11 protein-coding genes and 6 pseudogenes are annotated in these 14,677 nt (G+C 22.9%); 5 read left to right on the forward strand and 12 right to left on the reverse strand.

Going from position 1 to position 14,677, the window contains the following annotated elements:
* Positions 1-143: 143 nt before the first annotated feature.
* From ACQH26_RS05955 to ACQH26_RS05975, 5 genes and pseudogenes are all read right to left on the reverse strand, one after another.
* Positions 144-1,202 (reverse strand): DDE-type integrase/transposase/recombinase, encoded by a 1,059-nt coding sequence (locus ACQH26_RS05955; RefSeq protein ID WP_425381934.1) that lies wholly within the window; start codon positions 1,200-1,202, stop codon positions 144-146.
* Between the two features lie 317 nt (positions 1,203-1,519).
* Positions 1,520-1,852: a ribbon-helix-helix protein, CopG family gene (locus ACQH26_RS05960; protein WP_425381935.1), complete on the reverse strand. Its 333-nt coding sequence runs from the start codon at positions 1,850-1,852 to the stop codon at positions 1,520-1,522.
* Positions 1,852-2,625, reverse strand: a complete 774-nt coding sequence (locus ACQH26_RS05965; RefSeq protein ID WP_425381936.1) for a ParA family protein — start codon at positions 2,623-2,625, stop codon at positions 1,852-1,854. Before ACQH26_RS05965 ends, ACQH26_RS05960 begins: the two co-directional genes overlap by 1 nt.
* A 290-nt stretch (positions 2,626-2,915) precedes the next feature.
* Positions 2,916-3,348, reverse strand: a pseudogene (locus ACQH26_RS05970) (IS5 family transposase); the annotation flags it as partial.
* Between the two features lie 90 nt (positions 3,349-3,438).
* Entirely contained in the window at positions 3,439-3,864 is a 426-nt protein-coding gene (locus tag ACQH26_RS05975; RefSeq protein ID WP_425381937.1) for a hypothetical protein, read from the reverse strand.
* Between the two features lie 165 nt (positions 3,865-4,029).
* Here ACQH26_RS05975 and ACQH26_RS05980 point away from each other — a divergent pair, with 165 nt between their 5' ends.
* The 3 genes and pseudogenes from ACQH26_RS05980 to ACQH26_RS05990 all read left to right on the forward strand — a co-directional run.
* Positions 4,030-5,268 (forward strand): IS256 family transposase, encoded by a 1,239-nt coding sequence (locus tag ACQH26_RS05980; RefSeq protein WP_425383069.1) that lies wholly within the window; start codon positions 4,030-4,032, stop codon positions 5,266-5,268.
* Positions 5,269-5,309: 41 nt separating this feature from the next.
* Positions 5,310-6,158: pseudogene (locus ACQH26_RS05985) on the forward strand (IS256 family transposase); the annotation flags it as partial.
* A gap of 37 nt (positions 6,159-6,195) precedes the next feature.
* Positions 6,196-6,636 (forward strand): annotated as a pseudogene (locus tag ACQH26_RS05990) (transposase); the annotation flags it as partial.
* Positions 6,637-6,736: 100 nt separating this feature from the next.
* Here ACQH26_RS05990 and ACQH26_RS05995 read toward each other — a convergent pair.
* A complete protein-coding gene (locus ACQH26_RS05995) occupies positions 6,737-9,556 on the reverse strand; it encodes a hypothetical protein (RefSeq protein WP_425381938.1) in 2,820 nt (939 codons plus the stop codon).
* A 219-nt stretch (positions 9,557-9,775) separates the two neighbouring features.
* Between ACQH26_RS05995 and ACQH26_RS06000 the strand changes: the two are divergent.
* Positions 9,776-10,513: pseudogene (locus ACQH26_RS06000) on the forward strand (IS30 family transposase); the annotation flags it as partial.
* Between the two features lie 9 nt (positions 10,514-10,522).
* Here the strand turns inward: ACQH26_RS06000 and ACQH26_RS06005 are convergent.
* The 6 genes and pseudogenes from ACQH26_RS06005 to ACQH26_RS06030 all read right to left on the reverse strand — a co-directional run.
* Positions 10,523-10,678: pseudogene (locus ACQH26_RS06005) on the reverse strand (IS5/IS1182 family transposase); the annotation flags it as partial.
* Positions 10,679-10,742: 64 nt separating this feature from the next.
* Positions 10,743-11,348 (reverse strand): DDE-type integrase/transposase/recombinase, encoded by a 606-nt coding sequence (locus tag ACQH26_RS06010; protein WP_425381939.1) that lies wholly within the window; start codon positions 11,346-11,348, stop codon positions 10,743-10,745.
* A gap of 41 nt (positions 11,349-11,389) precedes the next feature.
* Positions 11,390-11,668: a transposase gene (locus ACQH26_RS06015; protein WP_425381925.1), complete on the reverse strand. Its 279-nt coding sequence runs from the start codon at positions 11,666-11,668 to the stop codon at positions 11,390-11,392.
* Between the two features lie 298 nt (positions 11,669-11,966).
* Positions 11,967-12,122, reverse strand: a pseudogene (locus ACQH26_RS06020) (oleate hydratase); the annotation flags it as partial.
* 39 nt (positions 12,123-12,161) lie between these two features.
* Positions 12,162-12,728, reverse strand: coding sequence for a hypothetical protein (locus ACQH26_RS06025; protein WP_425381940.1), 567 nt, complete (start codon positions 12,726-12,728; stop codon positions 12,162-12,164).
* Between the two features lie 144 nt (positions 12,729-12,872).
* Positions 12,873-13,241, reverse strand: a complete 369-nt coding sequence (locus tag ACQH26_RS06030) for a hypothetical protein (RefSeq protein ID WP_425381941.1) — start codon at positions 13,239-13,241, stop codon at positions 12,873-12,875.
* Between the two features lie 409 nt (positions 13,242-13,650).
* Here ACQH26_RS06030 and ACQH26_RS06035 point away from each other — a divergent pair, with 409 nt between their 5' ends.
* Positions 13,651-14,550, forward strand: coding sequence for an IS3 family transposase (locus tag ACQH26_RS06035; RefSeq protein ID WP_425383055.1), 900 nt, complete (start codon positions 13,651-13,653; stop codon positions 14,548-14,550).
* Positions 14,551-14,677: the final 127 nt, after the last annotated feature.

A 14,677-nucleotide genomic window follows, 5' to 3' on the forward strand; every position in this document is an offset into this window, starting at 1 on the left:
ATGATAAAATCTTTTTAACAAAAAAATGAAAAAGAAAATAAATTATTGGTTAAGTACCTATTTATAAATGATTATTTCTTGTTTTAGTTAAATTCTATTAAAAAGATCCTAAACAGGTTCTAAGGTAGTACAGACATTTTGGACTATTTTTTATCTAATAAAAGTTTATCAAAATAATCCATAGGAGTCATTAATCCTAATAATTTATGTGGTTTAGAATTGTTATAATATTCTTGAAAAGAATTCACTAATTTTTGAAATAAACTAAAATCACTATTTAAATATGGTTTTATTTCAAATAAATTACTTCAATTTCTGTGAAATCTTTCAATCTTACCATTACTCTGTGGTGATCTAAACGGTGTAGTTTCATGAACTATACCTTTTTTATTACAAAAATTTGTAAATCAACGATTCCTTTGTGGTTTTCCACAAGATGTATTAGTATATTGACTACCATTATCAGTTCTAATTCTTTTAATTTTAATTCCTAATTTTTCATAGAAATTTAAAGCATTTTTAGTAGCATTTACAATATCTCTGGTTTGTGCTTGTTCAGATGGATAACAATAAGTAATTCGAGTTTTTTCATCAATAAAATCAATAATATATCATCTTTTACTTCCTGTTATATAATCTGATACTACTTTAATATCAGTTTGTAATAATCCAGTTTCTTTTACTTCATATCTCAAATGTTTTTTCTTAATAACTTTTTGTGAACAAAAACCAAAACGTTTTAATCAACGATATATAGTTTTAACCGAGGGTTTTGGCAAAAAATTAAACCTAATATCATCAATATGCCTTATTAAATAACAAAATTGAAAAGCACCTATACCAAACTCTTCTTTATACTGAACAAAATAATTTATAAATTTTTCTGATAATTCCAACTTATAGAAATATTTAATATTTTTAGGTTTTGTTGACTTAAATAATAATTCTTCAAAAGGTTTATTTCTGTAAAAAACATCATAAAAACGTTTAGCTCAATAATAAAAGGTTTGCTTTGGCATATGTAATTGAGAAATTATTTCTTTACAAGTATTTTTATTTTTAAAAATAAAACAAAATTTTCTAAATTTACGATAATAAATATTAACTTTATTAATATTTTTATCATTTTTATACTTTTCTACAAATTTGTTAAATTTATAATCAAATTTAGTAAAATCAGCACTATTAATTAAATATTTCATTTTAAACTACACCTCAACTAATAATATAAAGTTATAAAAACTTTTATTAGTCCAAAAAGTGTGTCTAATCTACACTATTTTCCACTTTCAAATTTGACATTTTTATAAAATGATTATATAATTAATTTGTTTAGTACAGGTAATACTGTGCAAGGGAGAGTAGCTCCCCAATTCCCAACCATAGCTGTTGGGGTTTTTATTTACAATACTTTTTTAATAATCTCTTGCTATACTAATTATTGGTGTTAATATGTAGGATTAGTTCAAATACTATTAAAAATAATAAGTTTACTTCCTTAAACTAAAAAAATTTTAAATTATAAAGTTACTAGTTCATTTTTTTCAAATTCTTCAACTAATAATTCAATAACTTCTGCAAAACTACGATTAGTACTTTTTGCTAATTTTTTAATTTTTTTTACATAATCAGATTTTATATAAATAGTTTTATATTCTTTTTTTATTTTATCTTTCTTTTGAAATTTAACAGCAAACTCATTGATATCATTTTGAAATTCAAAATTATTTTTAATTGACTTTTCAACTTTATTTTTAGATTTAACATCCACATTTTTAATTATATCTATGCTAGGGATAGTACCTTCTGCATCATAATTAAAAAGTAAATTAGAATTATTTGCATTTTTCATTAAATTATCTCCTTATCTTTTAATTCATTAAATAAATTATTATAAATATGGTTTTCAATCTTTCCTAGTAAAATAGAGGGAATTCCTGTAAACTCTGATTTTTTAAGAATTTGTTTACGTGGAATTTTTGTTTTTAAAATTTTATTTTTAAAACTACTATTAGTAATATATTCAGTAAAATCTTTTGAAATTTTATAATGATCAAAATTATTTAAAACAATAGTATTAATATTATTTTTAATACCTAAATCTTCACAAATAGCACTTCAATTTGAAAATAACATATTTATAGCATCCAAACTAAAAATTGAATTATCACTAATTAAAATTATTTCATCACTTATTAATAAAGCATTTCTATTGATTAAATTTAGACTAGGACTTGTATCAATAATTATATAATCATATTTTTTAAAAAAATCTAAATTTTTAATAAATGTTCTTTGTAAAATTGAATCCACCGCCGAACGTCCAATTAATTCTTTTTCAAGAGTTGTCATTGAAATATTAGTTGGAATGATGTCAATGTTGATGTCTTTATAATTTCAAGAAACTATTATTTCATCATTTAACATTTTAATATTTTGTAAAAATAACTTTTTAGATTTAGATTCTTGTGTTGAAATTTTAAAATATCTACTTAAATTTCCTTGTGGATCTAAATCAATAAGTAAAATCTTTTGTTTTTTTAAAGATAAGACAGTTGAAAGATTAAAAACAAAATTGGTTTTACCAACACCTCCTTTAAGAGCTGCCACTGTAATAATTTTCATAAATATTACCTCCTATTAAAATTATATTTATATTATATAATATATTTTAAAATTAAACTTAACTTATAATATATTTTCTAATTTTTAAATACTTTAAAACTTTAAAAGTTGTTTATTTTAAAAGACAAAAATTCAAAAATAAAAATGTATTTTTATTACATATGAATCATGCTATTTGAAAATACAATAACACAAGATTTCATACAATAATAAAAAATACCCCAGAAAAAGTGTTTCAATTACTTTTTCATTAGAGTATAATTATTGCAACTTAGGGGTGACCCTTTCTACCCTTGAGAATCAACAGCAATATGACGTTTTATTCCTGAAATCTTTTTACCAGCATCATAACCTTTATTTTCAGTAGTATCTGTATTTTTAACACTTTGTGAATCAATTATACAAAAACTAGTTTGTTCTTTGCGATTATTGTTGATACCAACTTTTTTAACCAATTTTTTTTAAAATTAATTGCAATACACTAGGTTCTTTATCATTATTTTTACTTCAAATTTGAAAATAATAATATACAGTTTGTCATTTTGGAAAATTTTTTGGTAGCATTCTTCATTGACAACCACTTTTTAATACATATAAAATTGCACAAAATACTTCATATAAATCTAAACTTCTTGGTTTTGTTTTCTTTTTGCTATTTTCTAAAATTGTTCTTATGTTTTCGAATTGTTCTTTACTAATATTACTAGGATAATTTTTCATCATATATACCTCTTATTTTAAAATATATAATCATTTTACTTTATTTCTAAAAGATTTTAAACAGGTTCTAAAGCTATTGCAAATGTAATCTCTTTACATTTGTGGTGATTTAAAATCGTTTGCTTCAAGACAAGGTGTTATTATGTCTTTGATGCTTATTGGAGAATTTGATAAAACTTCTGATGAAGATAAATCTAATATATTACCATTTGGAGATATAAGATTTGATAAAACTTCTGATGAAGATAAATCTAATATATTACCATTTGGAGATATAAAGTTTTCTAAAATTTGATTATTAGTAACATCAAATTCGTTATCTTCTAGGTTGCTAAGAATTTTTAAAAATGTCGGACTAGAAATAGGAGCAAGATTTTGTTTATTTATTTTTAAAGAATCAATGTTATCATATGCTTCATCTAATTCATTTGCATAATGATTGTTTATATTTTTGCTTTGCATTAATTTGTTATTTAAGTCTTTTTTACTTTTTTTTAAATGGTTATTTTCAGAACTCAAAGAAATAATCTTGATATTTTTTTTCAAAACTAATTTTACAATTACATTTTTTATTTTTTCTAAAATAATATGGTAATGTTTAGTAATCTGTGTAACTTACAAAAATAACTATGTTTAATTAATTCTAGTAAATATAATTAAATGACTAGAAAGAGTGAGTTACAGATGGCTAAAAAACAAAGTATTAATAATAATGATCCAATATCAAAAGCAGTAGATTTATTACTAGAAAATACTGAAGATTTAACAACAGTATTTAAAGAAGGAGGATTATATAAAGAATTAACAAAAAGATTAGTAGAAAAGATGTTAAATTCTGAAATGCAAAATTATTTAGGGTATGAAAAAAATCAACATAGTAATAGTGAAAATGCTCGTAATGGTATAAGTTCAAAAAAATTAATAACTCAACAAGGTAAAATTGAAATTAATGTACCAAGAGATCGTAATAGTGATTTTACTCCTGTAATAGTTGCAAAAAGACAGAGAAGATTTGATGGCTTTGATCAACAAGTTCTTTCACTATATGCCAAAGGAATGACTTTATCAGATATTAGAATGCAGTTGCAAGAGTTATATCATGGTGCAGATATTAGTGAAAGTGTTATTAGTCAAATTACTGATGATGTGATAGATGATGTCAAGGCGTGGCAAAATCGACCATTAGAAAGTATTTATTCTATTGTTTATTTTGATTGTATAGTAGTTAAAGTACGGCAAGATAAACGCATTATTAACAAATCAGTTTATATAGCATTAGGAGTGGATTTAGAAGGCAAAAAAGATGTTTTAGGTTTATGAATTAGTGAAAATGAAGGTTCTAAATTTTGACTAGCTAATTTTACAGAAATGAAAAATCGAGGCTTAAATGATATTTTGATTGCTTGTAGTGATAATTTAACAGGCATGTCAGAAGCAATACAAGCAGTTTATCCTAAAACTGAACATCAATTATGCATAGTTCATCAAATTAGAAATAGTTTAAAATATGTTTCATACAAACATCGAAAAACCTTAGTTGCAGATTTAAAACCAATTTATAGTGCATGTAGTGAAGAACAAGCAATGCAAGCTTTAGAATCATTTGAAAGTAAATGAAATAAACAATATCCGCAAATTACTAAATCTTGATATAAAAATTGAGATAATTTAATGGTTTTTATTAGTTATCCACCAGAAATTAAAAGAGTGATTTATACTACAAATGCTATTGAATCTGTTAATAGTCAATTACGAAAAGTTATCAGAAATAAAAAAGTTTTTCCTAATGATATGGCAGTTTTCAAAATATTTTACTTAGCAATTGAAAATATAACAAAAAAATGAACAATGCCCATTCAAAATTGAAATACAGCAATTGCTCATTTTATGATAAAATTTGAAGATAGAATTAATCTGAACTAGTAACTTTGTAAAACAAAGATACACAGATTACATAAAAGCCTCGAATGCAGTTGCAAGAGTTATATCATGGTGCAGATATTAGTGAAAGTGTTATTAGTCAAATTACTGATGATGTGATAGATGATGTCAAGGCGTGGCAAAATCGACCATTAGAAAGTATTTATTCTATTGTTTATTTTGATTGTATAGTAGTTAAAGTACGGCAAGATAAACGCATTATTAACAAATCAGTTTATATAGCATTAGGAGTGGATTTAGAAGGCAAAAAAGATGTTTTAGGTTTATGAATTAGTGAAAATGAAGGTTCTAAATTTTGACTAGCTAATTTTACAGAAATGAAAAATCGAGGCTTAAATGATATTTTGATTGCTTGTAGTGATAATTTAACAGGCATGTCAGAAGCAATACAAGCAGTTTATCCTAAAACTGAACATCAATTATGCATAGTTCATCAAATTAGAAATAGTTTAAAATATGTTTCATACAAACATCGAAAAACCTTAGTTGCAGATTTAAAACCAATTTATAGTGCATGTAGTGAAGAACAAGCAATGCAAGCTTTAGAATCATTTGAAAGTAAATGAAATAAACAATATCCGCAAATTACTAAATCTTGATATAAAAATTGAGATAATTTAATGGTTTTTATTAGTTATCCACCAGAAATTAAAAGAGTGATTTATACTACAAATGCTATTGAATCTGTTAATAGTCAATTACGAAAAGTTATCAGAAATAAAAAAGTTTTTCCTAATGATATGGCAGTTTTCAAAATATTTTACTTAGCAATTGAAAATATAACAAAAAAATGAACAATGCCCATTCAAAATTGAAATACAGCAATTGCTCATTTTATGATAAAATTTGAAGATAGAATTAATCTGAACTAGTAACTTTGTAAAACAAAGATACACAGATTACATAAAAGCCTCAATTAGAAATAGTTTAAAATATGTTTCATACAAACATCGAAAAACCTTAGTTGCAGATTTAAAACCAATTTATAGTGCATGTAGTGAAGAACAAGCAATGCAAGCTTTAGAATCATTTGAAAGTAAATGAAATAAACAATATCCGCAAATTACTAAATCTTGATATAAAAATTGAGATAATTTAATGGTTTTTATTAGTTATCCACCAGAAATTAAAAGAGTGATTTATACTACAAATGCTATTGAATCTGTTAATAGTCAATTACGAAAAGTTATCAGAAATAAAAAAGTTTTTCCTAATGATATGGCAGTTTTCAAAATATTTTACTTAGCAATTGAAAATATAACAAAAAAATGAACAATGCCCATTCAAAATTGAAATACAGCAATTGCTCATTTTATGATAAAATTTGAAGATAGAATTAATCTGAACTAGTAACTTTGTAAAACAAAGATACACAGATTACATAAAAGCCTCGTAACTTTGTAAAACAAAGATACACAGATTACATAAAAGCCTCAAAAATTTTTAGATATTAAACAAGTTTATAATGCTTAGGAACCGCTCCTTGATTTTGATATTTTTTTAATTCTTCTTTAGTTAAACAAGGTGATTTTTTTGGTTCTTTTTGATTATTAAAATTATTGATTTTATTAATATCACTTTGAGTTAATGAACTTGCCATTTCGGTTCTTATTTTATAATTTAATTTTTCTAAGATTTTTTGCTGTTCATTTTCAATATTGATGAATATTTTATTTTGATATTTATCAATGAAAAAAGCTTCTTTAAATTTTTTAGTTTTTTTGCAAAAAATGATCGTAATGTTATTTTTTTGTTCAATAAGATTATTTAAAATTTTATTTTCTTCAATATTTAATAATATTGTTTTTTCTATTTTTTCATCTTTAATATTAGGTAATGTTTCAATATTTCAATTGTTATCTTTATGTTTTGAAATGATAATTGGTTCTGAAATATATTTTAATTTTTGATAATAGTCTGAATTTTTAATCAAAAGTGATTCTTCTAGTGTATCTGTTAAATCTTGTTTTGCTTTAGTAACTGTTTTTAACTGTTGTTGTGATAAAGCTAGTTCATCAGTTAAAGTTTCTTTTTCTTGATTAACTTTATTTAATTGTTCAGTTAAATCTTGTTTTGCTTTAGTAACTGTTTTTAACTGTTGTTGTGATAAAGCTAGTTCATCAGTTAAAGTTTCTTTTTCTTGATTAACTTTATTTAATTGTTCAGTTAAATCTTGTTTTGCTTTATTTAAATCATTAATTTGTTTTTCATTACTTATTTCAGTTTCTTTTAAAGATTGAATTTCATCTGTTAAATCTTGTTTTGCTTTAGTAACTATTTTTAACTGTTGTTGTGATAAAGCTAGTTCATCAGTTAAAGTTTCTTTTTCTTGATTAACTTTATTTAATTGTTCAGTTAAATCTTGTTTTGCTTTATTTAAATCATTAATTTGTTTTTCATTACTTATTTCAGTTTCTTTTAAAGATTGAATTTCATCTGTTAAATCTTCTTTTGCTTTATTTAAATCATTAATTTGTTTTTCATTACTTATTTCAGTTTCTTTTAAAGATTGAATTTCATCTGTTAAATCTTGTTTTGCTTTAGTAACTGTTTTTAACTGTTGTTGTGATAAAGCTAGTTCATCAGTTAAAGTTTCTTTTTCTTGATTAACTTTATTTAATTGTTCAGTTAAATCTTCTTTTGCTTTATTTAAATCATTAATTTGTTTTTCATTACTTATTTCAGTTTCTTTTAAAGATTGAATTTCATCTGTTAAATCTTGTTTTGCTTTAGTAACTGTTTTTAACTGTTGTTGTGATAAAGCTAGTTCATCAGTTAAAGTTTCTTTTTCTTGATTAACTTTATTTAATTGTTCAGTTAAATCTTGTTTTGCTTTATTTAAATCATTAATTTGTTTTTCATTACTTATTTCAGTTTCTTTTAAAGATTGAATTTCATCTGTTAAATCTTGTTTTGCTTTAGTAACTGTTTTTAACTGTTGTTGTGATAAAGCTAGTTCATCAGTTAAAGTTTCTTTTTCTTGATTAACTTTATTTAATTGTTCAGTTAAATCTTGTTTTGCTTTATTTAAATCATTAATTTGTTTTTCATTACTTATTTCAGTTTCTTTTAAAGATTGAATTTCATCTGTTAAATCTTGTTTTGCTTTAGTAACTGTTTTTAACTGTTGTTGTGATAAAGCTAGTTCATCAGTTAAAGTTTCTTTTTCTTGATTAACTTTATTTAATTGTTCAGTTAAATCTTGTTTTGCTTTATTTAAATCATTAATTTGTTTTTCATTACTTATTTCAGTTTCTTTTAAAGATTGAATTTCATCTGTTAAATCTTCTTTTGCTTTAGTAACTGTTTTTAACTGTTGTTGTGATAAAGCTAGTTCATCAGTTAAAGTTTCTTTTTCTTGATTAACTTTATTTAATTGTTCAGTTAAATCTTGTTTTGCTTTATTTAAATCATTAATTTGTTTTTCATTACTTATTTCAGTTTCTTTTAAAGATTGAATTTCATCTGTTAAATCTTGTTTTGCTTTAGTAACTGTTTTTAACTGTTGTTGTGATAAAGCTAGTTCATCAGTTAAAGTTTCTTTTTCTTGATTAACTTTATTTAATTGTTCAGTTAAATCTTGTTTTGCTTTATTTAAATCATTAATTTGTTTTTCATTACTTATTTCAGTTTCTTTTAAAGATTGAATTTCATCTGTTAAATCTTTTTTTGCTTTATTTAAATCATTAATTTGTTTTTCATAATTTTTATTATCAATTTCAAAATTTTCTAATTCTTTTTCTTTAAGTATTAAATTTTGACTTAGTCGATGATTTTCTTGCTTTAAATTTTCTAATTCTTCATATTTATTATCATTAGAATCATCTTTTAAAGATGATAATGAATTTTGTAATTTTTCAAAGACTTGAGTTAATTTGTTTTTCATTTCTAAATCATAATTTACTTTTTTTCAATTTTTTAAAAGATTTTTGATACCTTTTTTAAACGTTTCAATTTTTTCTAATAAATATTTATTTTTGTCTTCTAAGTCTTGAATAGTATCGTATACAAATGTTTGATTTAATAAATCTTCTATATTTTCATATTGATTATCATTTTCTAATGATAAACTTTCTAAATGTAATACTTCTTCAATAAATTTATTTTTTGATTTTAATTCATAATTTGATTGATATAAATCGTTCAAAATATTTTTGATACCTTTTTTAAACGTTTCAATTTTTTCTAATAAATATTTATTTTTGTCTTCTAAGTCTTGAATAGTATCGTATACAAATGTTTGATTTAATAAATCTTCTATATTTTCCATAAGTTTTAATTTTAATCCTTTTTAATAATTTGCTAATAAAATACTAACAAACATTATAAAATAATACAATTTAAATGTGTTTATTAACAAAATTTATTTTGTAATTTCTGGATGGGTTACACTTTATTGGCCATAATTATAGTTCCTTTCTTTCAACTAATTTGTTCACTTGTCTACGTAATTAGTGTCCAATAAAGTGTAACCCATCCACCCATCCAAATTTTAAATTTAATAGAAATTAATACTATTAATAATTTGTTAATTACTAAAAATTATGCTCTTGATATAATTGCTAATTTTTTAAAGGAAAATAAAATAAAAAGTATTTCAACAAAAACCTTATATAACATGTTTAAAACAAATCGAATGGGTTTTGATGAAAATAAATTGTTGAGAAAAGGAAAAAATAAATCTCACAAACAAAAAGAAACTAGGGGCAGAATTAATAATTGTAAGTCTATTCATGAAAGAAATTTAATCATTCCTAATATTAAAAATATACAAGAATTTGGTCATTTAGAAGGTGATACTATCATTGGTAAAGATCATAAAAGTTCTATTATTACTTTGGCTGATATATGATCAAAAACCACAATTCCTTTAGCAACTAAAAATAATAAATCAGAAAATATTATGAAAAATATAATAAAATTTATTTCAAAATTACAAAAAGGAACAGTTAAAACCATTACTTTTGATCGTGGCAAAGAATTTAGTAAATGAAGATTAATCGAAAAAATTTGTAATGTCAAAATTTATTTTGCAGATCCTGGTAAACCTTGTCAAAGGGGTTTAAATGAAAATAATAATGGTATTTTAAGAAGATATTTACCAAAATCCATTGATTTATCTAATTTTAATCAAAAATCATTGAATCAAATAGCATTTCAAATTAATTCTACACCAAGAAAATCACTCTCTTATAAAAGACCAATAGATTTAATACAATTATTTTAAAAAAATGTCCCATTTATATTTACAATTCAGGACATATAAAATTGCACAAAATACTTCATATAAATCTAAACTTCTTGGTTTTGTTTTCTTTTTGCTATTTTCTAAAATTGTTCTTATGTTTTCGAATTGTTCTTTACTAATATTACTAGGATAATTTTTCATCATATATACCTCTTATTTTAAAATATATAATCATTTTACTTTATTTCTAAAAGATTCTAAACAGGTTCTAAGGACAACCTTTTTTGCTTAAAGAGCGAGTAATATTGAATGCTAGTAAAAGTTTATCAATAATTTTATTATTAAATTCATTACCACAATCACTATGAAATATTTGAATATCTTTTAAACAGCGATTTGATTGCATAAATGCTTGATGTACTAATAAGGCATCTTTTCTAGTACCTACACTATGTCCAATAATTTCGCGGTTAAATAGGTCAATTAATAAGCAAATATAGTTTCATTTACCATTAACTTGAACATAAGTTAAATCACTGACAATAACTTCATTTTTAAGCCTATTATTAAAGTTTCTATTCACAAGATTAGTGATTTTTTCATCATTTACTTTGTTATTATGATTTTTGAATGATAATTTAGTGTATTTTGATATTAAATTATGCTTATTCATAATTTCTTTAATTTTTCGTCTTGATAAATAAATTTCTTGGTTTTCTAATATTACTTTTAATCTTCTTGTTCCATAAACACATTTATTTTCTTTAAAAGCACTAATAATAGCTTCATCATAAATATTATTTTGAATTTTATTTTCTTTTTTCTTTAAATTAAAATAATATGTTGATTTAGAAATTTTTAAAAAATGACACATTGTGCGAATTTTATATTTAAACTTATTGTTTGTAATAATTTCTATTTTCTGCCTATTATTAGTGCTGCTTGCTTTAAAATATCATTTTCCATTCGTAATTGTTTTAATTCTTTTCTTAATTTAATTAATTCATTTTCTTCAACAGAACGATTATCTTTAGCTTTAAAACTACCTGAATTAGTAAATTGCTTAATTCAATTATAAGTAGCTGCTCTTGTAACATTATATTCTTTAGCAAGGTAAGATACTGATTTGCCGCTTTGATATAAAGCTACTATTTGTTTTTTAAATTCATCGGTATATGAATTAATATTGGCCATAATTATAGTTCCTTTCTTTCAACTAATTTGTTCACTTGTCTACGTAATTAGTGTCCAATAAAGTGTAAGAACCTGTTTAGAATCTTTTTAATAGAATTTAACTAAAACAAGAAATAATCATTTATAAATAGGTACTTAACCAATAATTTATTTTCTTTTTCATTTTTTTGTTAAAAAGATTTTATCATTTGAAAACTTATCGACTAAAAATCTATTTTTTATTATAAAATAACCATTATAATATAAATTTTATTAAAAATTAATCAAAAAAGATCCTAAACAGGTTCTAACCCATCCAGATATTTTCTGGATTCATTTTTGCATCTCTGATTAAAAATGTAGCAGCGGCTAAAGAAGCTAATCCTGCTCCTACTAAAAATGCTTTTTTATCTGCTATTTCTTGTGTTGGTTTAGTTTGTGCAAATGCTTCATAATTTCCATTGCTTTTATACATATAATTTGTACCTCCTATTTGTTATTTTTTATTTTTTTGTTAATCATTTAAATTTTGTTTAATTTTATTAGTAATAAAATGAGCTAACTGCATACCAATTACTTTTGATGGTATTTCAGTTGGATGAACAGTATCGACAAAAAAGTAGTTATTAACTGTATCTAAAGTTACACCCGGATTTAATTTGGGTTGTAAAATCCCATCTTTTAAAAATGATTCATAAAAACTAATATCACTAGCTCCTTCTTTAATATTCATTCCCCTTTTACCTAAATCATTTAATGTTTGTTTAACAACTGATGAAAGTTCAAAATCATTAATTTGTTTTGGGTAATCTTCTTTTAAAGTTTTTATCATTGCTTTTCATTGTGAATGAAAATATTTAAAAGCTGCTGCTGCTTTTGTTTCTAGGATAGGATCATTATTATAAGCAGGAGTTTCACTAATATCTGGAACATCAGTAACAACAATATTCGCTACATGATGTTTAAGTAGTCGCATTAGTGATATTTTTTCATTAAGGATTGCAAAATCTAAATAAAGTTTTCATGTTAAGAAAGGAGAAGTTGTATCTTGCATTACTGCTAAAAGATCATTAGCCCCCATTACATATAGTACTCAATCATGATCATTAATATTTTTATGTTGTGAAAGTAGAGAAGTAACTTGTGCTTGTGCTGAAAATTTACTAACAAAAAATCCACCTGGATAAATACTATATCCTAATCTAGCAGCACTAACAGCATAATTTTAGCCAATTTGTTGATAAGTTTTGCCAACAAATGGTATTTTTTGAAATTTCCATGCCGGTGTTAAAGGTTTATGAAAATAATTTGCTACAATACTAACTGCATTTGGACCATTACAAAACTGATTATTATGATAAGGTTCCTCCATTTTAATTTCTTGAATTTTTGGAAGGATTTTATTACCTTTAAAAAATTGTGTTCCAGCTCCAACAAGTGCACCATTATCTGATAAACTATCACCAATAACGTATAAATTATCAACTTGTTCTATAGCTTGTTCTTCTTTATTTAAATAACAATGCTTTGAATTAATAGTTAATAAAGATAATGAACTTAAAAGTGTAGCACACGTTAAGTTATATCAACGCATGTTTATTTGCCTCCTATGTATTTTTTCATTATTTTTTTAGAAATATTTATTTTTTAGTATTAAGATTTACTAAAAATATCATTTGTTGTTTTTTTAATTTTGAATTCATTTTGATAAAAAATATAAAATAATTTTAATTAATTCAGTTTTTATAAAATTTAAGTGTGTATAAACTAAACTAATGAGTAGTTTTAGTCTTTTTAAAATAATTATTATAAGTAAATCTTAATTTAAGTCTATAATTGAAAAAATGAATATACAATAAAAATAAAAAAAGATAATTTGATTAATTAAACTATCTTTTATTTATTGATTAGTGTATTTAATTTTTAGATTAAAATATTATAGCTAAAGATAATCGTTCTGTTGAAGAAAATGAATTAATTAAATTAAGAAAAGAATTAAAACAATTACGAATGGAAAATGATATTTTAAAGCAAGCAGCACTAATAATAGGCAGAAAATAGAAATTATTACAAACAATAAGTTTAAATATAAAATTCGCACAATGTGTCATTTTTTAAAAATTTCTAAATCAACATATTATTTTAATTTAAAGAAAAAAGAAAATAAAATTCAAAATAATATTTATGATGAAGCTATTATTAGTGCTTTTAAAGAAAATAAATGTGTTTATGGAACAAGAAGATTAAAAGTAATATTAGAAAACCAAGAAATTTATTTATCAAGACGAAAAATTAAAGAAATTATGAATAAGCATAATTTAATATCAAAATACACTAAATTATCATTCAAAAATCATAATAACAAAGTAAATGATGAAAAAATCACTAATCTTGTGAATAGAAACTTTAATAATAGGCTTAAAAATGAAGTTATTGTCAGTGATTTAACTTATGTTCAAGTTAATGGTAAATGAAACTATATTTGCTTATTAATTGACCTATTTAACCGCGAAATTATTGGACATAGTGTAGGTACTAGAAAAGATGCCTTATTAGTACATCAAGCATTTATGCAATCAAATCGCTGTTTAAAAGATATTCAAATATTTCATAGTGATTGTGGTAATGAATTTAATAATAAAATTATTGATAAACTTTTACTAGCATTCAATATTACTCGCTCTTTAAGCAAAAAAGGTTGTCCTTATGACAATGCTGTTGCTGAAGCAACTTTTAAAACTTTCAAAACTGAATTTATTAATGATAAAAATTTTAGATCATTAATCCAATTAAAATTAGAATTATTTGATTACATCAATTGATACAACAACATAAGAATCCACAGCACTTTAAACTACTTAACTCCAGTTAATTATCAAAAACAAATGTCTACCAAAAAATAGTCCTAAAAAGTATTGCCATTCCAGTTGCCATTCCACATTTATAAGATTATCTGCAACTTTCGATTTAATTTTATTTAAACTTTGATATACTAAAACATAGTAAATAGTTTATAAGCAAAAGATAGGT

Origin of the sequence: Spiroplasma endosymbiont of Melieria omissa (assembly GCF_964031175.1) — a bacterium.
Classification (GTDB): Bacteria; Bacillota_I; Bacilli_A; order Mycoplasmatales; family VBWQ01; genus Spiroplasma_E; species Spiroplasma_E ixodetis_A.